The organism is Pseudomonas sp. L7 (assembly GCF_046605565.1).
GTDB classification, from domain to species: domain Bacteria; phylum Pseudomonadota; class Gammaproteobacteria; order Pseudomonadales; family Pseudomonadaceae; genus Aquipseudomonas; species Aquipseudomonas wayambapalatensis.
This window is the reverse complement of the sequence record NZ_CP176784.1, coordinates 135,818-157,594: the sequence shown is the minus strand read 5'-3', so window position 1 is coordinate 157,594 and position 21,777 is coordinate 135,818. Positions and strand designations below refer to the sequence as shown.

15 protein-coding genes and 1 pseudogene are annotated in these 21,777 nt (G+C 64.1%); 5 read left to right on the top strand and 11 right to left on the bottom strand.

What is annotated here, in order from left to right; genetic code table 11:
- Positions 1–161: 161 nt before the first annotated feature.
- From ACK3BK_RS00750 to trxA, 4 genes are all read right to left on the bottom strand, one after another.
- Complete coding sequence (locus tag ACK3BK_RS00750; RefSeq protein ID WP_186669883.1) at positions 162–1,130, bottom strand: CDP-6-deoxy-delta-3,4-glucoseen reductase; 969 nt, start codon at positions 1,128–1,130, stop codon at positions 162–164.
- Positions 1,130–2,596 (bottom strand): 4-hydroxy-3-polyprenylbenzoate decarboxylase, encoded by a 1,467-nt coding sequence (gene ubiD, locus ACK3BK_RS00745; protein ID WP_186669884.1) that lies wholly within the window; start codon positions 2,594–2,596, stop codon positions 1,130–1,132. Before ubiD ends, ACK3BK_RS00750 begins: the two co-directional genes overlap by 1 nt.
- Before the next feature lie 236 nt (positions 2,597–2,832).
- Positions 2,833–4,092, bottom strand: coding sequence for a transcription termination factor Rho (rho, locus tag ACK3BK_RS00740; protein WP_039581904.1), 1,260 nt, complete (start codon positions 4,090–4,092; stop codon positions 2,833–2,835).
- 251 nt (positions 4,093–4,343) lie between these two features.
- Positions 4,344–4,673: a thioredoxin TrxA gene (gene trxA / locus ACK3BK_RS00735; protein ID WP_009684153.1), complete on the bottom strand. Its 330-nt coding sequence runs from the start codon at positions 4,671–4,673 to the stop codon at positions 4,344–4,346.
- A 277-nt stretch (positions 4,674–4,950) separates the two neighbouring features.
- Between trxA and ppx the strand changes: the two genes are divergently transcribed.
- Complete coding sequence (gene ppx / locus ACK3BK_RS00730) at positions 4,951–6,453, top strand: exopolyphosphatase (RefSeq protein ID WP_186709989.1); 1,503 nt, start codon at positions 4,951–4,953, stop codon at positions 6,451–6,453.
- A 44-nt stretch (positions 6,454–6,497) separates the two neighbouring features.
- Here the strand turns inward: ppx and ppk1 are convergent, their stop codons facing one another.
- Together ppk1 and hemB are read right to left on the bottom strand one after the other, a co-directional pair.
- Positions 6,498–8,735 carry a polyphosphate kinase 1 gene (ppk1, locus tag ACK3BK_RS00725; RefSeq protein WP_186709971.1) on the bottom strand — a complete coding sequence of 746 codons (2,238 nt, stop codon included), beginning with the start codon at positions 8,733–8,735 and terminating at the stop codon, positions 6,498–6,500.
- Between the two features lie 20 nt (positions 8,736–8,755).
- A complete protein-coding gene (gene hemB / locus ACK3BK_RS00720) occupies positions 8,756–9,766 on the bottom strand; it encodes a porphobilinogen synthase (protein ID WP_186669886.1) in 1,011 nt (336 codons plus the stop codon).
- Between the two features lie 208 nt (positions 9,767–9,974).
- Between hemB and ACK3BK_RS00715 the strand changes: the two genes are divergently transcribed.
- A complete protein-coding gene (locus ACK3BK_RS00715) occupies positions 9,975–10,619 on the top strand; it encodes a DedA family protein (protein WP_186669887.1) in 645 nt (214 codons plus the stop codon).
- A gap of 549 nt (positions 10,620–11,168) precedes the next feature.
- On the opposite strand, the pseudogene ACK3BK_RS00710 reads toward ACK3BK_RS00715, so the two are convergent.
- Positions 11,169–11,747, bottom strand: a pseudogene (locus ACK3BK_RS00710) (sterol desaturase family protein); the annotation flags it as partial.
- Positions 11,748–12,002: 255 nt separating this feature from the next.
- On the opposite strand from ACK3BK_RS00710, the gene elbB reads away from it, so the two are divergent.
- A complete protein-coding gene (gene elbB, locus ACK3BK_RS00705) occupies positions 12,003–12,668 on the top strand; it encodes an isoprenoid biosynthesis glyoxalase ElbB (RefSeq protein ID WP_186721040.1) in 666 nt (221 codons plus the stop codon).
- Between the two features lie 44 nt (positions 12,669–12,712).
- Here elbB and ACK3BK_RS00700 read toward each other — a convergent pair whose 3' ends face one another.
- The 3 genes from ACK3BK_RS00700 to ACK3BK_RS00690 all read right to left on the bottom strand — a co-directional run bounded on the left by ACK3BK_RS00700 (position 12,713) and on the right by ACK3BK_RS00690 (position 16,166).
- Positions 12,713–13,162, bottom strand: coding sequence for a YaiI/YqxD family protein (locus tag ACK3BK_RS00700; RefSeq protein WP_054894100.1), 450 nt, complete (start codon positions 13,160–13,162; stop codon positions 12,713–12,715).
- Positions 13,163–13,209: 47 nt separating this feature from the next.
- Complete coding sequence (locus ACK3BK_RS00695; protein WP_186669889.1) at positions 13,210–15,120, bottom strand: cytochrome c/FTR1 family iron permease; 1,911 nt, start codon at positions 15,118–15,120, stop codon at positions 13,210–13,212.
- A gap of 119 nt (positions 15,121–15,239) precedes the next feature.
- Entirely contained in the window at positions 15,240–16,166 is a 927-nt protein-coding gene (locus ACK3BK_RS00690; RefSeq protein WP_411383569.1) for a LysR substrate-binding domain-containing protein, read from the bottom strand.
- A 160-nt stretch (positions 16,167–16,326) separates the two neighbouring features.
- Here ACK3BK_RS00690 and ACK3BK_RS00685 point away from each other — a divergent pair, with 160 nt between their 5' ends.
- Positions 16,327–17,709 (top strand): NorM family multidrug efflux MATE transporter, encoded by a 1,383-nt coding sequence (locus ACK3BK_RS00685; RefSeq protein WP_186669892.1) that lies wholly within the window; start codon positions 16,327–16,329, stop codon positions 17,707–17,709.
- Positions 17,710–17,821: 112 nt separating this feature from the next.
- Here the strand turns inward: ACK3BK_RS00685 and ACK3BK_RS00680 are convergent, their stop codons facing one another.
- Positions 17,822–19,486, bottom strand: a complete 1,665-nt coding sequence (locus ACK3BK_RS00680) for a putative bifunctional diguanylate cyclase/phosphodiesterase (protein ID WP_411383568.1) — start codon at positions 19,484–19,486, stop codon at positions 17,822–17,824.
- Between the two features lie 255 nt (positions 19,487–19,741).
- On the opposite strand from ACK3BK_RS00680, the gene rep reads away from it, so the two are divergent.
- A complete protein-coding gene (rep, locus tag ACK3BK_RS00675; RefSeq protein ID WP_054894105.1) occupies positions 19,742–21,751 on the top strand; it encodes a DNA helicase Rep in 2,010 nt (669 codons plus the stop codon).
- The last annotated feature ends 26 nt before the right edge of the window (positions 21,752–21,777 follow it).

Here is a 21,777-nt window from a genome sequence, read left to right as displayed (position 1 = left end):
ACGCGCGATACCGACGACTGGAAAGTGTTGTTATAAGCATAGTAAAAGTTATTAACCCGGCGAGTAATAATTCACCGCTTATAATCGACGACGATAACTTTGGTTATTAATCACGGCGCGCCATTGCAGCGCGCCGCAGGCGCTCATGAAGACCTAGTTACTCAGCCGCGTGGAGCGTAGGCAAACACGTCGGCGCGCATGCGGTGTGCATCCATGCCCGCCTCGACCAGCGCATCGAGCGTGCCATAGACCATGTTCGGTGAACCGCTGGCATAGACATGCACACTGTTCAGGTCGGCGATATCCTCGCACACTGCCTCGTGCAAAAGGCCGCAACGCCCCTCCCAGCCACACAGGTCGCTGACCACCTTGTGCAGGAACAGGTTGGGCAGACGCTCCCATTCGGCCCAGTGCTCGAGGGTGTAGAACTCCTCGGGCCGACGCACACCCCAGTACAGGTGCACCGGATGCTTGAAGCCGTTGGCGCGGCAATGCTCGACCAGGCTGTGCATCTGGCCCATGCCGGTCCCGGCAGCAATCAGCACCAGCGGCCCGTCCGGCAGCTCGGCCAGGTGTGCGTCACCGAATGGTAGCTCGATGCGGGCCATACCGTTGCGCTGCAACTGCTCGATCAGCTTTACCGCGCTGCTTTCGCGGGCCAGCACATGCAGCTCGAGATCACGGCCCGAATGCGGGGCAGACGCCAGCGAAAAGGCTGCCTTGTCGGCGCCCTCACGCTCGATCATCAGGTATTGCCCGGCGTGGTAGCGCGGCGGCTTGCCGGCGGGCGCGCGCAGACGCACGCGCCAGACATCCCCGCCGACCTCGACGCACTCGCTGACGGTGCAGGCCAGCTTGCGCACGGGCAACTCGCCCAGGGCCAGCACGCCATCCCACAGCAGCACGCAGTCTTCCAGCGGTTCGGCGATGCAGGTGAACAGTTCGCCGTGATCGCGGACCTCACCGTCCTGCCGCACCCGCCCCTCCACCAGCAACGCCGCACACACATGGCAATTGCCGTTGCGACAGCTGCTCGGGCACTCGTAGCCCAGGCGCCGCGCGGCATCCAGAATCCTCTCGCCCGGCTCGATGGACAGCACCGCGCCGGACGGCTGCAAGGTCACCTGCATCAATCTATTCCCAACTGGTCCCACAGCTCATCGATACGGCGGGTAACGGCCTCGTCCTTGACGATGACCCGGCCCCATTCGCGTGTAGTCTCGCCCGGCCACTTGTGCGTGGCGTCCAGGCCCATCTTCGACCCCAGGCCCGATACCGGCGACGCGAAGTCGAGGTAGTCGATCGGCGTGTTGTCGATCATCACCGTATCACGCTTGGGATCCATGCGCGTGGTGATGGCCCAGATCACGTCGTTCCAGTCGCGGGCGTTGACGTCGTCGTCGGTGACGATAACGAACTTGGTGTACATGAACTGTCGCAGGAACGACCACACACCCAGCATCACGCGCTTGGCGTGCCCCGGATATTGCTTTTTCATGGTCACCACCGCCATGCGGTAGGAACAGCCTTCCGGTGGCAGGTAGAAGTCGACGATCTCGGGGAACTGCTTCTGCAGGATCGGCACGAACACTTCGTTCAGCGCCACGCCGAGGATCGCCGGCTCATCTGGCGGCCGGCCGGTGTAAGTGCTGTGGTAGATCGGCTTTTGCCGATGGGTGATGCGTTCGATGGTGAACACCGGAAAGCTGTCCACCTCGTTGTAGTAGCCAGTGTGGTCGCCGTAAGGGCCTTCCGGGGCCATTTCACCCGGATGGATCACACCTTCGAGGATGATTTCGGCGGTGGCCGGCACCTGCAGGTCGCTGCCGCGGCACTTGACCAGCTCGGTGCGGTTGCCGCGCAGAAGCCCTGCGAAAGCGTACTCGGAGAGGGTGTCGGGCACCGGCGTCACGGCGCCAAGGATGGTGGCCGGGTCTGCACCCAGCGCGACGGCCACCGGGAACGGCTGGCCCGGGTGCTTCTCGCACCATTCGCGGTAATCCAGCGCGCCGCCACGATGGCTCAGCCAGCGCATGATGACCTTGTTGCGGCCGATGACCTGCTGGCGATAGATGCCCAGGTTCTGGCGATCCTTGTTCGGACCACGGGTGACCGTCAGGCCCCAGGTAATCAGTGGCGCCACGTCACCTGGCCAGCAGTGCTGGATCGGCAATTGCGAAAGGTCGACATCGTCACCCTCGACCACCACCTCCTGGCACACCGCATCCTTGACCACCTTGGGTGCCATTGACACGACCTTCTTGAAGATCGGCAGTTTCGACCAGGCATCCTTCAGGCCCTTCGGCGGCTCGGGCTCCTTGAGGAAGGCCAGCAACTTGCCGATTTCACGCAGTTCGCCGACCGACTCGGCCCCCATGCCCATGGCCACACGCTCGGGAGTACCGAACAGGTTGCCCAGTACCGGAATGTCGAAACCCGTGGGTTTTTCGAACAGCAGCGCCGGGCCCTTGGCCCGCAGGGTGCGGTCGCAGACTTCGGTCATTTCCAGGACGGGCGAGATAGGAACCTGGATGCGCTTGAGTTCACCGCGCTGCTCCAGGCCACGGATAAAGTCGCGCAAATCGCGATACTGCATGCGTGAGCCTCGTGTTGGCTGTATCGGTCGGGGTGCAGAGTGTAGCGCCGATCGGGCTTTGATAGCCAAATGGCAGAGTGCAATGCGCTCTTTACTGGCGCGTATCAATGAGTTGGGGCCGCTTCGCGCCCCTTCGCGGGCAAGCCCGCTCCTACAGGATCTGTGCGATATCTGTGGGAGCGGGCTTGCCCGCGAAGGGGCGCGAAGCGGCCCCAAATGCTTCCTGAAAGTTGCGCTTACTTGCGCTTCATCGACAGGAAGAACTCATCGTTGGTCTTGGTCTGCTTGAGCTTGTCGATGAGGAACTCGATGGCCGCCACTTCATCCATCGGGTGCAGCAGCTTGCGCAGGATCCACATGCGCTGCAGCTCGTCGTCGGCAGTCAGCAGCTCTTCGCGACGGGTGCCGGACTTGTTGATGTTGATGGCCGGGAACACACGCTTCTCGGCGATGCGGCGGTCCAGCGGCAGCTCCATGTTGCCGGTACCCTTGAACTCTTCGTAGATGACCTCGTCCATCTTCGAGCCGGTCTCGACCAGCGCGGTGGCGATGATGGTCAGCGAGCCGCCTTCCTCGATGTTACGGGCAGCACCGAAGAAACGCTTGGGCTTTTCCAGGGCGTGGGCGTCGACACCACCGGTCAGGACCTTGCCGGAGCTCGGGATCACGGTGTTGTAGGCACGCGCCAGACGGGTGATGGAGTCGAGCAGGATGACCACGTCCTTCTTGTGCTCGACCAGGCGCTTGGCCTTTTCGATCACCATTTCGGCAACCTGCACGTGGCGGGTCGGCGGCTCGTCGAAGGTCGAGGCGACCACTTCGCCGCGCACGGTGCGCTGCATCTCGGTCACTTCTTCCGGGCGCTCGTCGATCAGCAGGACGATCAGGTGGCACTCGGGGTTGTTACGGGTGATGTTGGCCGCAATGTTCTGCAGCATGATGGTCTTGCCCGCTTTCGGCGGAGCGACGATCAGGCCGCGCTGGCCTTTGCCGATAGGCGCGCACAGGTCGATGACACGGCCGGTGAGGTCTTCGGTGGAACCGTTACCGGCTTCCATCTTCAGGCGATGGTTCGGGAACAGCGGCGTCAGGTTTTCGAACAGGATCTTGTTCTTCGCGTTTTCCGGACGGTCGAAGTTGATGGTATCGACCTTCAGCAGGGCGAAGTAACGCTCCCCTTCCTTCGGCGGGCGGATCTTGCCGACGATGGTGTCGCCGGTGCGCAGGTTGAAGCGGCGGATCTGGCTGGGCGAGACGTAGATATCGTCAGGGCCGGCCAGATACGAGGCATCTGCCGAACGCAGGAAACCGAATCCATCCTGGAGAATCTCCAGCACGCCGTCACCCGAGATCTCTTCGCCGCTCTTCGCGTGTTTTTTCAACAGGGCGAAAATCACGTCCTGCTTGCGCGAACGGGCCATGTTTTCGATGCCCATCTGTTCGGCCATTTCCAGCAGATCGGTAATCGGCTTTTGCTTGAGTTCTGTCAGGTTCATAAGGGGAGTGACGTAATCATGTAAGAAGGGGGGAATTAAGCTTCTGGCTTAATGAGGTCGCGCCGCTAGATTGGCGACAGGATCGCGTACTGATTCGAATTGGGAGTGCGTCGCGACGGCGTGCAGAGGGCACTGGAGAAGCAGTGCGAGGCCGAATGTAACACTTGCTTTTTTCGACGTCTAGTGGTTTTGACAGGGGAAATCGAGCCTCAGGGGCAAAAAAAGCCCCGCATTCGCGGGGCTTTTTCACATCACAGGTGGGCGTCGAGGAACGCAGCCAGCTGGGACTTGGACAGCGCGCCGACCTTGGTGGCCTCGACGTTGCCGTTCTTGAACAGCATCAGCGTCGGGATGCCGCGCACGCCGTGCTTGGCCGGGGTTTCCTGGTTATCGTCGATGTTCAGCTTGGCGACGGTCAGCTTGCCTTCGTAGGTGGAGGCGATGTCGTCCAGGACCGGAGCGATCATCTTGCATGGACCGCACCATTCAGCCCAGTAGTCGACCAGCACCGGGCCTTGAGCCTGCAGCACTTCGGCTTCGAAGGTGGCGTCGGTGACGTGTTTGATCAGATCGCTGCTCATGGAGTTCTCCAGGTCGTAAGCATAAAAAACGTTGCCCATCATAGCCGCACCCACGCCCTACAGGAAGCCACGGCCGATTGAGTGTAACTATAGTTGTGCAAGACGCCACGAATCGAAACCGTCATACAAGCGTCATAGGATTTGTCCGAGGCCTTTGTTGATCAGTCATCAAGGCCACCCGCACATTGCCCTGCATCAATCCTCGCCATGTCGCGCGTTGGCGTATGCCCGCGATCATGGCAGGATTGCCGGGTTATCGACCGAGAACATCCAGATCATGCCGCAAACCACCGCGAAGAACCTGTCTCTGATCGCCGCCATCGACCTTGGCTCCAACAGCTTCCACATGGTCGTGGCCAAGGCCCACCATACCGAGATCCGCATTCTCGAACGGCTGGGGGAGAAGGTTCAACTGGCTGCGGGCATCAACGAAGACCGCCAGCTCAGCGAAGAAGCCATGCAGCGGGGCCTCGAATGCCTCAAGCGTTTCGCCCAGCTGATCAACGGCATGCCGGCCGGCGCAGTGCGCATCGTCGGCACCAACGCCCTGCGTGAAGCGCGCAACCGCAATGACTTCATCCTGCGTGCCGAAGCCATCCTCGGCCATCCGGTCGAGGTCATTTCAGGCCGTGAAGAGGCGCGCCTGATCTACCTGGGTGTGTCGCACACCCTCGCCGACACGCCCGGCAAACGCCTGGTCGCCGATATCGGCGGCGGCAGCACCGAGTTCATCATCGGTCAACGCTTCGAGCCACTGCTGCGCGAGAGCCTGCAGATGGGCTGCGTAAGCTTCACCCAGCGCTATTTCCGCGACGGCAAGATCACCCCGGCACGCTACGCCCAGGCCTACACCGCCGCACGCCTTGAGCTGATGAGCATCGAGAACGCCCTGCACCGCCTGACCTGGGACGAGGCCATCGGCTCGTCGGGCACCATCCGCGCCATCGGCGCCGCGATCAAAGCCAACGGCCATGGCAACGGCGAAGTCAACGCCGAAGGCCTGGCCGTGCTCAAGCGCAAGCTGTTCAAGCTGGGCGAAGTCGACAAGATCGACTTCGACGGCGTCAAACCGGACCGGCGCACCATCTTCCCTGCAGGGCTGGCGATTCTCGAGGCGATCTTCGACGCCCTCGAACTGCAGCGCATGGACCACTGTGACGGCGCCCTGCGTGAAGGCGTGCTGTTCGACCTGCTCGGCCGCCATCATCACGAGGACGTGCGTGAGCGCACGCTGAACTCGCTGATGGAGCGCTATCACGTCGACCAGGGCCAGGCCGCACGGGTGGAGCGCAAGGCGCTGCACGCCTTCGACCAGGTGGCCAAGGCGTGGGATCTGGAAAACGGCAACTGGCGCGACCTGCTGGGCTGGGCGGCGAAGGTGCATGAGGTCGGGCTGGACATCGCCCACTACCACTACCACAAGCACGGCGCCTACCTGATCGAGCACTCCGACCTGTCGGGCTTCTCCCGCGAGGACCAGCAGATGCTGGCCCTGCTGGTACGCGGCCATCGCCGCAACATCCCCAAGGACAAGTTCGCCGAGTTCGGCGACGAAGGCGTCAAGCTGATCCGCCTGTGCGTGCTGCTGCGCTTCGCCATCCTCTTCCACCACATCCGCGGCACCCAGCAAATGCCCAAGGTCGAGCTCAAGGCTGCCGACGACAGTCTGGAAGTGGTGTTCCCTGAAGGCTGGCTGGAGCAGAACCAGCTGACCCAGGCCGACTTCGCCAACGAGGCTGAGTGGCTGGCGCGGGTCGGGTTCGTGCTGAGCGTGCGTTGAAGGTTTGAGTGTGCTGGGGCTGTTTTGCAGCCCCAGCAATCTGACTACCGTACGTTCAGCACCGGGTTGCTCAGGCGCTCCAGCAGGGTCGCCTGGGCGCTGCGCGGGTTCTGGTTGCCGGTCGGCGTGCTGCGCACATAACGACCATCAGGCTGCAAGGTCCAGGCCTGGGTATTGTCGGTCAGGTAGCCTTCGAGCTCCTTCTTCACCCGCAGCAGCAACTTCTTGCCCTCTACCGGGAAGCAGGTCTCGACACGCTTGTCGAGGTTGCGCTCCATCCAGTCGGCGCTGGACAGGTAGATCTGCTCCTCGCCGCCGTTGAGGAAGTAGAACACCCGCGTGTGCTCGAGGAAACGGCCGATGATCGAGCGCACATTGATGTTGTGCGACACCCCCGGGATGCCCGGGCGCAGGCAGCACATGCCACGCACCACCAGGTCGATGCGCACGCCCGACTGGCTCGCCTTGTACAGGGCCTTGATGACCTTGGCATCGGTCAGCGAGTTGAACTTGGCGATGATGTGCGCCGGCTTGCCGTCGAGCGCGAACTGCGTCTCGCGGGCGATCATGTCGAGCATGCCCTTCTTGAGGGTGAAGGGTGCATGCAGCAGCTTCTTCATGCGCAGGGTCTTGCCCATGCCGATCAGCTGGCTGAACAGCTTGCCGACGTCCTCGGTGAGTGCGTCATCGGAGGTCAGCAGGCTGTAGTCGGTGTACAGGCGGGCGTTGCCGGCGTGGTAGTTACCGGTACCCAGGTGCGCGTAGCGGACGATCTCGCCCTGCTCGCGGCGCAGGATCAGCATCATCTTGGCGTGGGTCTTGAAGCCGACCACGCCATAGATCACCACCGCGCCGGCTGCCTGCAGGCGGCTGGCCATCTGCAGGTTGGACTCTTCGTCGAAACGCGCACGCAGTTCGATCACCGCAGTGACCTCCTTGCCGTTACGCGCCGCATCGACCAACGCGTCGACGATCTCCGAGTTGGCCCCGGAGCGGTACAAGGTCTGGCGCACAGCGAGCACGTGCGGGTCCTTGGCGGCCTGGCGCAGCAGGTCGACCACCGGGGTGAAGGATTCGAACGGGTGCATCAGCAGCACATCCTGCTTGCTGATGACGCTGAAAATGTTGTCGGCGTTCTGCAGGATCTTCGGGATCGCCGGGGTGAACGGGGTGTACTGCAGCTCCGGGTGGCTGTCCAGGCCGGTGATGCTGAACAGACGGGTCAGGTTGACCGGGCCATTGACCTGGTAAAGCTCGCTCTCGCTCAGGCTGAACTGCTTGAGCAGGTAGTCGGAGAGGTGCTTCGGACAGGTGTCGGCAACCTCCAGGCGCACAGCATCGCCGTAGCGGCGCGAGAACAGCTCGCCACGCAGGGCGCGGGCAAGGTCGTCGACCTCTTCGGAGTCCAGCGCCAGGTCGGCGTTTCGGGTCAGGCGGAACTGATAGCAGCCCTTGACCTTCATGCCCTGGAACAGGTCGTCGGCGTGAGCGTGGATCATCGACGACAGGAATACATAGTTGTCGCCGGGGCCGCCAACCTCTTCCGGCACACGGATCACCCGCGGCAGCAGGCGTGGCGCCGGAATGATCGCCAGGCCCGAGTCGCGACCGAAGGCATCGACGCCCTCGAGCTCGACGATGAAGTTCAGGCTCTTGTTCACCAGCAGCGGGAACGGGTGGGTCGGGTCGAGGCCGATCGGGGTGATGATCGGGGCGATCTCGTCGCGGAAGAAGCGACGCACCCAGGTCTTGAGCTTGGGCGTCCAGTGGCGGCGGCGGATGAAGCGAATCGCATGCTTCTCCAGCTCCGGCAGCAGCACGTCGTTGAGGATCGCGTACTGGCGGTCCACCTCCAGGTGCACCAGCTCGCTGATCCGCGCCAGCGCCTGATGCGGCTGCAGGCCGTCGGCGCCGGCCTGTTCGCGGGCGAAATTGATCTGCTTCTTAAGCCCGGCGACGCGGATCTCGAAGAACTCGTCGAGGTTGCTGGAGAAGATCAGCAGGAACTTCAGACGCTCCAGCAGCGGGTAGGACTCATCCAGCGCCTGTTCCAGCACGCGGATGTTGAACTGCAGCTGCGAAAGTTCACGATGAATGTACAGGCTGCTGTCGTCCAGGCCCGGCACCGGAATCGCCGGGGCCGGCGCCGGGGCGGCGGCCTCGACGACAGGCACCGGCTCAGGTGCAGGCGTCGCTGGGAGGTCCGGCGGGGTCTGCATCAGTTCCTCCGGGAGGGCCTTGGCTTCCTTGATCTCGACAGCAGTGAGCACTTCGTTATTCATCTGACGTTCCTGTGAGGGCGTTACTGCCCTCTCAACAATTGAGCGGCACGCACGGCGAAATAGGTGAGGATGCCATCGGCGCCGGCCCGTTTGAAAGCGGTGAGGGATTCGAGAATCACGGCCTCGCTGAGCCAGCCGTTCTGGATGGCCGCCATGTGCATGGCGTATTCGCCGCTGACCTGATACACGAAGGTCGGCACGCGGAATTCGGTTTTGACGCGGTGAACGATGTCCAGGTACGGCATGCCCGGCTTGACCATGACCATGTCGGCGCCTTCGGCGAGGTCGGTGGCCACTTCATGCAGGGCCTCGTCACTGTTGGCCGGGTCCATCTGGTAGGAGGCCTTGTTGGCCTTGCCCAGGTTCAGCGCCGAGCCGACCGCATCGCGGAACGGGCCGTAGTAGGCGCTGGCATACTTGGCGGAGTAAGCCATGATGCGCACGTTGACGTGACCGGCCAGCTCCAGGGCTTCGCGGATCGCCTGCAGACGACCGTCCATCATGTCGGACGGTGCCACCACCTGGGCACCCGCTTCGGCGTGCGACAGCGCCTGACGCACCAGGGCGTCGACGGTGATGTCGTTCTGCACGTAGCCCTCTTCGTCGAGGATGCCGTCCTGGCCGTGGGTGGTGAAGGGGTCGAGCGCAACGTCGGTGATCACCCCCAGGTCCGGGAAGCGCGCACGCAAGGCGCGGGTGGCACGCTGGGCGATGCCGTCCGGGTTCCAGGCCTCGGCACCGTCGAGGGACTTTTTCTCCACCGGGGTGACCGGGAACAGCGCCAGCGCCGGAATCCCCAGCTCCACCCAACCCTGTGCGGCTTCGAGCAGCAGGTCGATCGACAGGCGCTCGACGCCCGGCATCGACGGCACTTCCTCGCGGCGATTTTCGCCGTCCAGCACGAATACCGGCAGAATCAGGTCATCGACGGTCAGGGTGTTCTCGCGAACCAGACGACGGGAGAATTCGTCCCGGCGGTTGCGACGCAGGCGGGTAGCAGGAAACAGGCGGTTGGCGGGGGTAAAGCTCACGGCAGACTCCTGAGCCCGCGCAGGCGGGCTAGCGCGACAGTTATAAGCGCCCATTATGACGCCTAGGTTACAGGGAAGGGCAACCCTGCGACTTGTGGCCGCAGGCATTGTCCTTGTAGGAAATGTTCACGTCGAGACACATTTGGACACTTTCCCCCAGGCGCGCGAAGGGGTAGGCTGCGCGTTCATTTCGCCAGCACCTCAGAAAATGCTTCAACAATTCCTGCAGGATTTCGGCTATTTCGCCCTCTTTCTAGGCACCTTCTTCGAAGGCGAGACCATCCTGGTACTTGCAGGATTCCTCGCGTTCCGTGGATACATGGACATTAGCCTGGTCGTGGTGGTGGCGTTCTTCGGCAGCTATGCCGGTGACCAGCTCTGGTATTTCATGGGCCGTCGCCACGGGCGCAAGATCCTTGCGCGCAAACCGCGCTGGCAGGCGATGGGCGACCGCGCGCTGGAGCATATCCGCCGCCATCCCGACATCTGGGTGCTGAGCTTCCGTTTCGTCTATGGGCTGCGCACCGTGATGCCGGTGGCCATCGGCCTGTCCGGCTATCCTCCGCGGCGCTACCTGCTGCTCAACGGCATCGGCGCGGCAATCTGGGCCCTGGCCCTGGGCGCGGCGGCCTATCACTTCGGCGCCATCCTCGAAGGCCTGCTGGGCAACGTGAAGAAATACGAGCTATGGGTGCTCGGTGGCCTGCTGGTGCTGGGCGGACTGCTCTGGCTGCGCCGACGTTTCCGCAACCTGCGTGCGGAGCGCAAGGCGGCGGCAGAAGGCCAATCCCCACAGGCTGAGCAGGCTGTAGAGCCCGAGCAGAAGCCAGGCCAAGGGCGTAACCGTCCCTAGGCCCAGCGCCCCGCCCAGGTAAAGCGCCGGGCCGTTGGACACCAGCCGCAGCAGCTCAAGGCGCGCGGCCCGAGGCCGGTTCTCCAGCGCCATCCCAAGCACGAACAAGCCAAACGCCATCAGTGTCCAGCCCAGCACCAGCGCCACTGGCGGCACGCGGTCGGCCACCTCCATCAGGTAACTGCCCAAGCCCGCATACACGGCGAACTGCAGCGCCACGTACAGCTGCTGGGCCCGGCCCAGCGGTATCTCGAACTTGCGAAACTGCGCCAGATCGGCCTTGGCCTGTGGATAACCCAGCGCCACATCCGCCGGTCGCCAACCGGTGGGCATGAACCAGGTCCGCAGCTTGTCCCACAGACTGCGAGTGCGCCGCGCATCGCGCCAGAGCTGGGCATAGAACTGCAGGTTGGCCCACAACGGGTTCCAGCTCGCCAGCGGCGTGGTCACGCCGAACACCACGGGCTCGCGCGGGTCTTCCTCCTGGAAAGTGCCGAACAGGCGATCCCAGAGAATGAACACGCCGCCGTAGTTGCGATCCAAGTACAAAGGATTCTGCGCATGGTGGACGCGATGGTTGGACGGCGTGATCAGCACCCACTCGAGCCAGCCCAGCTTGGGCACGTGGCGGGTATGCACCCAGAACTGGTACAGCAGGTTCAGCGATGCCACGGTGACGAACACCAGCGGCGGTACGCCAACCACGGCCAGCGGCAGGTAGAAGATCCACGAGAAGAGAAAGCCGCTGCTGGTCTGGCGCAGGGCGGTGGTGAGGTTGTACTCCTCGCTCTGGTGATGCACCGAATGCGCCGCCCACAGCACGTTGCGCTCATGACCCAGGCGGTGCAGCCAGTAATAGCAGAAGTCGTAGAGCACGAACGCCAGCAGCCAGACCCAAACCGCACTGTCCGGCAGGCGCAGCAGGGCCAGGTGCTCCCAGACCAACGCGTAGCTGACAAGCCCCACGCCCTTGGTCAGCAGCCCCGTGCTGGTCGACAGCACCCCGGTGCTCAGGCTGTTGATCGAATCGGCCAGACGATAGTTGCGCTGCCCGCGCAGCCGGTCGGCGACCAGCTCCACAGCAATCAGCACGAAGAAGAACGGCACGGCCAGCAGAATCAGGTCCATGGTGACGATCCCAAGCGTTATCCACAGAGATTAGGGTCTGTCTGAAAAGTCTTGAGACGAAGGTCAGGCAAGGCGAAAACAGCCGAGGAAGCGGAGTTTACGGGTTGTAAATGAGCATTCCGAGGCTGTTTTCAACGCAGCATCACCGAGTATCAAGGCTTTTCATACAGAGCCTAGGCCGCGTCGGGCACAACCCCTATGGCCACATCTGCCAAACTAGAGGACATTTAGCGCCTCGACACTGGAGTAATGAGCATGACGAAAAAGGTAGCGGTGATTCTTTCCGGCTGTGGCGTCTATGACGGCGCCGAAATCCACGAAAGCGTGATCACCCTGCTGCGCCTCGACCAGCGCGGCGCCCAGGTGCAGTGTTTCGCGCCGAACATCGCGCAGATGCACGTGATCGACCACCTGACCGGCGAAGAAATGCCCGAGTCGCGCAATGTGCTGGTGGAGTCGGCGCGCATCGCCCGCGGTGAAGTGAAGGACATTCGCGAAGCCAAGGCCGAGGACTTCGACGCGCTGATCGTGCCCGGCGGTTTCGGCGCAGCCAAGAACCTGTCCAACTTCGCCGTCGAAGGCGCCAACTGCAGCGTGAACCCCGATGTGCTGGCGCTGGCCGAGGCTTTCGCGGCGGCGTGCAAGCCGGTCGGCCTGATCTGCATCTCGCCGGCGTTGGCCGCGAAGATCTACGGCCCGGGCGTGGTCTGCACCATCGGCAACGATGCCGGCACCAGCGCAGCCGTGGTGAAGATGGGCGGCACCCATGAAGAGTGCGATGTACATGACATCGTCGAAGACACCCAGCGCAAGCTGGTGACCACCCCGGCCTACATGCTGGCCAAGTCGATCAGCGAAGCGGCGGGTGGGATCTACAAACTGGTGGACCGGGTGCTGGAGCTGACTCACGAGAAGGACTGAAACGCATCAGGGCGAGCCTTTTCGCGGGCAAGGCCGCGAAAAGGTCAACGCGTCAACCGCGTGAGGATCCGATCCAGCGAATTGGCAAACGCCTGCTTCTCCCGCTCGCCATAGGGCGCCTGCCCGCCGCCGACCTGCCCCTGTTCACGCAACTCGGTGAACAGGTTGCGCACCGCCAGACGATCGCCCATGTTGCGCTCGTCGAACTCGCGACCACGCGGGTCCAGCGCCGCCACACCCTTCTTGATCAGGCGATCGGCCAGCGGCACATCGCTGCAGATCACCAGCTCGCCGGGCTCGGCATGCTCCACCAGGTAGTCGTCGGCGGCATCCATGCCGCTGGGCACCACGATCAGCCGCACGATCGCGAAGGCCGGCTTGGCCACGGCCTGGCCGGCCACCATCACCACTTCCAGCTTGCGCTTGAGGGCGAACTTGACGATCAGGTCCTTGGCCGCCTTGGGGCAGGCGTCGGCGTCGATCCATATGCGCATGACGATGTTTCCGTAATTCGAAAAGAGATAGTGTGCCAGCCCCGACCTCAGTTCGCTGCTACCCTGCGCTTCTCGGCAATCCGCGAGCGCCCGTAAAGCGCCACGATAGCCAGCAACGCCACCGCCTGCGCACTCAGCGAATAGGCGTCGGCGTGAATCCCCAGCCAATCGAACTCGAAGAACGGCACCGGCCGCGTGCCCAGCACTCCAGCTTCCTGCAGTGCCTTGACGCCGTGCCCGGCGAACACCACCGACAGGGCGCACAACAACGCGGCGTTGATGCTGAAGAACAGCGACAGCGGCAGCTTCGCCGACCCGCGCAGGATCACCCAGGCCAACCCCACCAGCAACACCAGCGCAGTGGCACCACCGGCCAGCACCGCCTGGTGCCCGGCAGGCCCGGCCTGCAGCCACAGAGTTTCGTAGAACAGGATCACCTCGAACAGCTCGCGGTACACCGAGAAGAACGCCAGCATGGCGAAGCCGAAGCGCCCGCCGCCACTGAGCAGGCTGCTCTTGATGTAGTCCTGCCAGGCTGCGGCGTGGCGCCGGTCATGCATCCACACCCCCAGCCACAGCACCATGACCGCGGCGAACAGCGCCGTGCAGCCCTCGAGCAACTCGCGCTGGGCGCCGCCGACATCGATCACGTAGGCCGCCAGGGCCCAGGTGGCGAAACCTGCAACCAGGGCCAGGCCCCAACCGATGTTGACGCTGCGTACCGCCGACTGCTGCCCGGTATTGCGCAGGAAGGCGAGGATCGCCGCCAGCACCAGGATCGCCTCCAGGCCCTCGCGCAGCAGGATCAGCAGCCCGGAGATGTAGCTCAGCGACCAGCTCAGGCCGTCGCTGCCAAGCAGTTTCGCAGCCTGCTCCAGCTTGACCTTGGCCTCGGCCAGGCGCTGCGCGGCCTGCTCGGCAGGCAGGCCATCCTGCAGCGACTGCCGGTAGGCCATCAACGACCTCTCGGTATCCTTGCGCACCTGCGCGTCGATGTTGTCGAGCGAGCTCTCCACCAGCTCGAAACCTTCGAGATAAGCGGCCACCGACAGGTCGTAGGCCTGGTCGTGATCACCCTCGCGGTAGGCCGCCAGGCTCTTGTCCAGGGTGCTGGAGGTGTATTCGAGCAGCTGTGCCGGGCCACGCTTGACCTGCGGTGGCTGGGCGCGCTGGGCACGGAATGCAGCAACGGCGTCGGCGCCTTCATTGGCGCCGACTTCGGCCGGGGTCTGGCGGGCCAGGTCGGCGATGTTCCAGGTCTTGTCGCCCTTGGCCGCCTGCGGGTCGGCGGTGAAGCTGGCAATGTAGGCGGCCACGTCCCAGCGCTGGCGCTCGTCGAGCTGATCGGCGAATGACGGCATCTCGGTGCCCTCGATACCCAGGCCGAGGGTGTTGTACAGGTCGAACAGGCTCAACTGGTCAAGGCGCTGGGCGTCGCGCAGGTTGGCCGGCGCAGGCTCCAGGCCGACACCCGCCGGGCCGTCACCGGCACCGCTGTCACCGTGGCAGATCGAGCAGTTCTGCGCATACAGCGCGGCACCGCGAGCCGGATCCGGCGTGATCACCGGCGCCTGGCTGACCTCATAGGCCACCGCCAGCCGCGCACCCAACTGCCGAGCCTGGTGCGCCACGGCGCCACCGTCCTGGCGTTGCTCGATGGCCTGGCGCAGCGCCTGCACACCCTGCTCGAGGGCGTCGCGCTCGGGGTTGGCGGGCAAGCCCTTGACCAGCTCGGCCAGCACCCCGCTGAACTCCTGCTGTTCGCGATATTCACCCTCATCCACCACCTTGCCGTCATGCACGGTCGGCGGGTAGTCGGCACCGATATAGTCCAGCAGGTGCAACGCCTTGGTGGCCTCGGCGGGGGCTTCGGCCTGCGCCAGGGTGCTGCACAGCGCCAGCACCGGACCGAGCAACAAGGCCGGCAACCAGGCGAGCGGACGGGAACGGGGAATCATGGGGCGATCTCGGCGAGAATACGAAAGCGAACATTGTTCACTTCCACTTCGACTTGCTCAAGGTTCGCGGGCGGATTTCATGAAAAATCTTGCAACGAATACGTTCTGAGTCGGCCCGCTCAAGACGCTCCCAGGATCTCCACCTCAGGCAAATCCATCGCCGCCGCTTCCTCCTGCAAGAAGGCACTCAAGCGCCGCAGTCGCTCGCCCCCCGGCCGGGTGCGCGGCCACACCAGGTAATAGTCAAGGCCGCTGGCCACCGCCGTCGGCCATGGCAGGCTCAGGCGCCCCTGGGCGACGTCTTCGGCGACCATCAGCAGGTCACCCATCGACACCCCATAACCCCGGGCGGCGGCGATCATGCCCAGCTCCAGGGTGTCGAACACCTGCCCGCCCTTGAGCGACACCGTTTCGCTCAGGCCCATGCGCGCCAGCCAACTGCGCCAGTCGCGACGATCGGGCGTCGGGTGCAGCAGCTCGACGCTGGCCAGCCTGCGCGCGTCCCAGGGCGCCTCGGCCTGCAGGTCCGGGGCGCCCACCGGGATCAGCAGCTCGGCGAACAGCCGGCGCACCTCCCAATCCACCGGAAAGCTGCCATCGCTGAGCATTACCGCGCAATCGAAGGGCTCTTGATTGAAGTCCACATGGTCGACGTCCATCCAGGCGCTGGTCAGTTGCACATCGTTGCCCGGCTGCAAGTGGCGGAAACGGCTCAGGCGCGCCAGCAGCCATCGCATGGTCAGGGTCGAGGGGGCTTTCATGCGCAGGATGTCGTCCTCACCGCGCAAGGTATTGCAGGCCCGCTCCAGTGCCGCGAAACCGTCGCGCACGCCAGGCAGCAGCATCCGCGCCGCCTCGGTGGGCTGCAGGTTGCGGCCGTTGCGCACGAACAGCCGGCAGGCAAAGTGCTCTTCGAGGGTGCGGATATGGCGGCTGACCGCGCTCTGGGTGATGGACAACTCCTCCCCGGCGCGGGTGAAGGAGCTCAGCCGCGCGGCCGCTTCAAATGCGCGCAGGGCATACAGCGGTGGTAGCTGACGGGACATGGGACACCTGTCATACGTGGGCATGAGGCGAATCATCGAAATCATACATCCATGAGTTGAACTCATGCCAACGATCGCTTTTATCCTTTTGTGGAATGCTGACCGAAGCCTCAGAATCCCCAATTCTCGCTGTAGGACTCATACTCAAGGACTTCGCCCCATGCATGTCGCGCCCACCACCGAACTCAAGGCTCTGCTGCGCCTGGCCGGGCCCCTGGTCGCCTCGCAATTGGCGCACATGCTGATGGTGCTCACCGACACCCTGATGATGGCGCGCATCAGCCCACAGGCGCTGGCAGGGGGCGGCCTGGGTGCGGCGAGCTACTCGTTCGTGTCGATCTTCTGCCTGGGCGTGATCGCTGCGGTCGGCACCCTGGTGGCCTTCCGCAAGGGCGCAGGTGACATCGCCGGGGCCACGCGCCTGGCGCAGAACGGCCTGTGGCTGGCCTGGGGCCTGGCGCTGGGCGCGGCCCTGGTGTTGTGGAACCTCAAACCTGTGTTGCTGCTGTTCGGCCAACGCCCGGACAACGTCGATATGGCCATGCAGTTCCTCACCCTGCTGCCCCTGGCGCTGCCCGGCTACCTGACCTTCATGGCCCTGCGCGGCTTTACCAGTGCCCTGGGCCATTCGACCCCGGTGATGATCATCAGCCTGGTGGGCACGGTGCTCAACTACCTGTTCAACCACGCGTTGATCGAAGGCATGTTCGGCCTGCCCAAGCTGGGCCTGATGGGCATCGGCCTGGTCACTGCCGTGGTGTCGCTGGGCATGGCCATCGCCCTGGCGCTGTACATCCACTGGCACCGCGCATACGACGCCTATCCGCTGCGCAAGGGCCTGTCACGCCCCTCGCTCGATGCACTGCGCGAGCTGTGGCGGCTGGGCCTGCCGATCGGCGGCACTTACATCGTCGAGGTCGGCCTGTTCGCCTTCGCCGCCCTGTGCATGGGTGTACTGGGCGATACCGAGCTGGCCGCGCACCAGATCGCCCTGCCGATCATTTCCGCGGCGTTCATGGTGCCGACCGGGCTGTCCTACGCGGTGACCATGCGGGTCGGGCTGTACTACGGTGCAGGCAACCTGCTGGCCGCGCGCAGCGCCGGGCGCATCGGAATCGGCCTGGGCGCGGTAGTGATGTTCGCCTTCGCGGTGCTGTTCTGGCTGTTTCCGGAAACCTTCGTGGGGCTGCTGGTCGACCGCAATGACCCGGCGTTCGCCGCCATCTTCGCGCTCGCCGTGCAGTTGGTGATGGTGGCCGCCTGGTTCGAGCTGTTCGACGGCACGCAGACCATCGCCATGGGCTCGATCCGCGGCCTGAAGGACGCCAAGACCACGTTCGTGATCGGCCTGCTGTGCTATTGGCTGGTGGGCGCACCCTGCGCCTGGGTGTTCGCCTTCACCCTCGGCGGGGGTGCGGTGGGTATCTGGTGGGGCTTGGCGCTGGGGCTGGCGTGCGCGGCGGTGGCGCTGACACTGGCGTTCGAATGGCGGATGAAGCGGCTGCTGGGCAAGGCGGCCGTGGGGGTGGCGGTTTCGGCCTGAAATCAGTGGCGGCCCTATTGCGGGCCACTCCCTCCCATAGATACCCCGCTGGCTCTGGATTGAGCGGGGTATTTGTGGGAGCGGGCTTGCCCCGCGATAGGGCCGCTACAGGTTAAACACTCACCAACTGCGGCTTGGCCGCCTGGAACAGGTAGACGATCAGCTCATCGATCGGCAACGGCCGGCTCACCAGGAACCCCTGCACCTGGTCGCAACCGAAGTCACGCAGCAGCCCCAGTTGCTCGTCGCTTTCCACCCCCTCGGCGACCACTTCCAGGTTGAGGTTGTGCGCCAGGTTGATCATCGCATGCACCAGCTTGCGGTTCTCTTCGCGCTGCTCCATGCCAGCGACGAAGCTGCGATCGACCTTGAGCAAGGTGATGGGCAGGCTGTTCAGGTGCACGAACGACGAAAAACCAGTGCCGAAGTCATCCAGCGAGAAACGCACACCCAGGCGCCCCAGTGCATCCATGGTCTGGCGCACCACTTCGTTGCGGCGCATCACCGCGGTCTCGGTCAGCTCGAACTCCAGCCAGCGCGCATCGACACCGTGCTCGACGATCAGCCGACTCAGGGTCGCCAACAGCTGGCTGTCCTGGAACTGGCGGAAGCTCAGGTTCACCGCCATGTGCAACGGCGCCAGGCCGTGCTCGCCCAGAGCCTGCATGTCACGCAGGGCGCGGGAGATGACCCAGTAGCCCAGCGGTACGATCAGCCCGCTCTGCTCGGCCAGCGGCACGAACTCGCTCGGCGGCAGCAGGCCACGCTCGGCATGGCGCCAGCGCACCAGCGCCTCGAGGCCGACGATGGTGCCGTCCCTGAGGTTCAGGCGCGGTTGGTAGTGCAGTTCCAGCTCGTCACGACGCAGGGCCCGGCGCAGCTCGCTTTCCAGGTCGGCGAGGCTGCGGGCGTTGCTGTTTATCCGCTCGTTGAACACGTGATACGTGCAGCCCTGGCTGCCCTTGGCCTGGCGCATGGCGATGTGTGCATGCCACATCAACGGATCGGCACCCGCTTGCGCACGGGCATGGGCCAGGCCCAGGCTGCAGCCGAGCAGCAGGCTTTCGCCATCGATCCAGTAGGGCTCGGCGAGGGCCTCGACGATTCGCTCGGCAGTGCGCTCGGCGCGGCTGGGGTCGCGGCGGGTGTCGATCAACAGCGCAAACTCATCGCTGCCCAGGCGGGCCAACTGGTCGCCGGCCTCCAGTTGCTGCTTGAGACGGTTGACCACCTGCAGGATCAGGCGGTCACCGCCCTGGTGCCCCAGGGCGTCGTTGACGTGGCGGAAGTTGTCCAGGTCCAGGTGGCCGAGGGCCAGGCCGCGGCCTGCGTTCTCCGCCAGGCGGGCGGTGAGCAGTGCCTGGAAGCCCTGGCGATTGGCGATGCCGGTGAGCGGGTCCTGCTCGGCCAGGCGTTGCAAGGTGGCGACCAGCACACCGCGTTCGCGTACATGGCGCAACGAGCGGCGCAGCGCATCACTGTTCAGCTGCCCGCGCACCAGCCAGTCGCTCACCCCCACCGGAGGCGCCTCGGGCTCGTGCTCCAGCAGCAGGATGGTCGGCAGGTCGCAGCGCCCGGGTGCCGGCTGCAGGTCGGGCGTGGCCAGCACCACAGCCTGGCGATCGTGAACGAACAGGCTGTCCACCGCCTCCCAGCTCGGCGCAGTCAACAGCACCGCGCTGCCGGCCAGCGGCTGGACACATTCGCGCAGCAATGCAGCCCATTCCGGCTCATCGGCCAACAGCAGCAAGCGCAACGGTTCGACGGGCGTGGACAAGCGGGCTCCTTAGGGCTTGAACGATGTGACCGAGGATGCGCCGTATCCTAACCGACAAGTAGAAATGATTCTCACTTTTACATGTGGCGTTCCCTGCCCCGCATCTCGACGGATTTTGCCGTGCATCCTGCGCGAAAGTCGCAACGCCCGCAAATCTGAATGGTGCGCTGCATCACACTGTCAGACGGTCGCGCCATAACCGACCCATGCCTGCTAGAATGCGCGGCTATTTTCTGGTTACTCCCGGTTTCTAGCATGTCCCGACTCAATCCCCGGCAACAGGAAGCCCGAGACTATGTCGGCGGCCCTCTATTGGTGCTCGCCGGTGCAGGCTCCGGCAAGACCAGCGTGATCACGCGCAAGATTGCCCACCTCATCCAGAACTGCGGCATCCGTGCCCAGTACATCGTCGCCATGACCTTCACCAACAAGGCCGCGCGCGAGATGAAGGAGCGGGTCGGCACCCTGCTGCGTCCGGGCGAAGGCCGGGGCCTGACGGTGTGCACCTTTCACAACCTGGGCCTGAACATCATCCGCCGGGAACACCAGCGCCTGGGCTACAAGCCAGGCTTCTCTATCTTCGACGAATCCGACATCAAGGCGCTGCTGTCGGACATCATGCAGAAGGAATACTCCGGCGACGACGGGCTGGACGAGATCAAGAACATGATCGGCTCGTGGAAGAACGACTTGATCCTGCCCGCCGAAGCCCTGGAGAAAGCGCGCAACCCGCGCGAGCAGACCGCCGCCATCGTCTACACCCACTACCAGCGCACGCTCAAGGCGTACAACGCGGTGGACTTCGACGACCTGATCCTGCTGCCGGTCAAGCTGTTCCAGGAGCACACCGACGTGCTCGAGCGCTGGCAGAACCGCGTGCGCTACCTGCTGGTCGACGAATACCAGGACACCAACGCCAGCCAGTACCTGCTGGTGAAGATGCTCATCGGCATGCGCAACCAGTTCACCGTGGTGGGCGACGACGATCAGTCGATCTACGCCTGGCGTGGCGCGCGCCCGGAAAACCTGATGCTGCTCAAGGAGGACTACCCCTCCCTGAAAGTGGTGATGCTCGAGCAGAACTATCGCTCCACCAGCCGTATCCTGCGCTGCGCCAACGTGCTGATCGCCAACAATCCCCACGACTTCGAGAAGCAGCTGTGGAGCGAGATGGGCGTGGGCGACGAAATCCGCGTGATCCGCTGCAAGAACGAGGAAGCCGAGGCCGAGCGCGTGGCCATGGAAATCCTTACCTTGCACCTGCGCACCAATCGCCCGTACAGCGACTTCGCCATCCTCTACCGCGGCAACTACCAGGCCAAGCTGATCGAGCTGAAGCTGCAGCACCACCAGGTGCCCTATCGCCTGTCGGGCGGCAACAGCTTCTTCGGTCGCCAGGAGGTCAAGGACCTCATGGCCTACCTGCGCCTGCTGGTCAACCCGGACGACGACAACGCCTACCTGCGGGTAATCAACGTGCCGCGCCGCGAGATCGGCTCGACCACGCTCGAAAAACTCGGCAACTACGCCACCGAGCGTGGCGTGTCGATGTATGCCGCCAGCGAGGAACTGGGCCTGGGCGAGCACCTGGATGCGCGCTACACCGAACGCCTGCAGCGCTTCAAGCACTGGCTCGACGGCGTGCGCCACAAGGTCGCCCTGGAAGACCCGATCGCTGCGCTGCACGAGATGGTCAAGGATATCGACTACGAGAACTGGATCCGCCAGAACACCGCCAGCGACAAGGCGGCGGATTTTCGCATCGGCAACGTCTGGTTCCTGATCGATGCGCTGAAGAACACCCTCGAGAAGGACGAAGAGGGTGACATGACCATCGAGGACGCCATCGGCAAGCTGGTGCTGCGCGACATGCTCGAGCGCCAGCAGGAAGAGGAAGAAAACGCCGAAGGTGTGCAGATGATGACCCTTCACGCCTCCAAGGGCCTGGAGTTCCCCTACGTGTTCATCATGGGCATGGAGGAGGAAATCCTCCCCCACCGCTCGAGCATCGAAGCCGACACCATCGAGGAAGAGCGCCGCCTGGCCTACGTGGGCATCACCCGCGCCCGTCAGACCCTGGCGTTCACCTTCGCCGCCAAGCGCAAGCAGTACGGCGAAATCATCGATTGCACGCCCAGCCGGTTCCTCGACGAACTGCCGCCGGACGACCTGGCCTGGGAAGGCCTGGAGGATGCGCCTGTGGAGGTGAAGGCGGCGCGGGGCAACAACGCGCTGGCCGACATCCGGGCCATGCTCAAACGCTGATCAACCATTACTCTTTCAACCTTTGC

What these genes read in the sequence shown, in the direction of transcription:
- ACK3BK_RS00750 (WP_186669883.1), bottom strand. Translation starts at nt 1,130, where the DNA reads ATGCAGGTGACCTTGCAGCCGTCCGGCGCGGTGCTGTCCATCGAGCCG.
- ubiD (WP_186669884.1), bottom strand. Translation starts at nt 2,596, where the DNA reads ATGCAGTATCGCGATTTGCGCGACTTTATCCGTGGCCTGGAGCAGCGC.
- rho (WP_039581904.1), bottom strand. Translation starts at nt 4,092, where the DNA reads ATGAACCTGACAGAACTCAAGCAAAAGCCGATTACCGATCTGCTGGAA.
- trxA (WP_009684153.1), bottom strand. Translation starts at nt 4,673, where the DNA reads ATGAGCAGCGATCTGATCAAACACGTCACCGACGCCACCTTCGAAGCC.
- ppx (WP_186709989.1), top strand. Translation starts at nt 4,951, where the DNA reads ATGCCGCAAACCACCGCGAAGAACCTGTCTCTGATCGCCGCCATCGAC.
- ppk1 (WP_186709971.1), bottom strand. Translation starts at nt 8,735, where the DNA reads ATGAATAACGAAGTGCTCACTGCTGTCGAGATCAAGGAAGCCAAGGCC.
- ACK3BK_RS00715 (WP_186669887.1), top strand. Translation starts at nt 9,975, where the DNA reads ATGCTTCAACAATTCCTGCAGGATTTCGGCTATTTCGCCCTCTTTCTA.
- elbB (WP_186721040.1), top strand. Translation starts at nt 12,003, where the DNA reads ATGACGAAAAAGGTAGCGGTGATTCTTTCCGGCTGTGGCGTCTATGAC.
- ACK3BK_RS00700 (WP_054894100.1), bottom strand. Translation starts at nt 13,162, where the DNA reads ATGCGCATATGGATCGACGCCGACGCCTGCCCCAAGGCGGCCAAGGAC.
- ACK3BK_RS00695 (WP_186669889.1), bottom strand. Translation starts at nt 15,120, where the DNA reads ATGATTCCCCGTTCCCGTCCGCTCGCCTGGTTGCCGGCCTTGTTGCTC.
- ACK3BK_RS00690 (WP_411383569.1), bottom strand. Translation starts at nt 16,166, where the DNA reads ATGTCCCGTCAGCTACCACCGCTGTATGCCCTGCGCGCATTTGAAGCG.
- ACK3BK_RS00685 (WP_186669892.1), top strand. Translation starts at nt 16,327, where the DNA reads ATGCATGTCGCGCCCACCACCGAACTCAAGGCTCTGCTGCGCCTGGCC.
- rep (WP_054894105.1), top strand. Translation starts at nt 19,742, where the DNA reads ATGTCCCGACTCAATCCCCGGCAACAGGAAGCCCGAGACTATGTCGGC.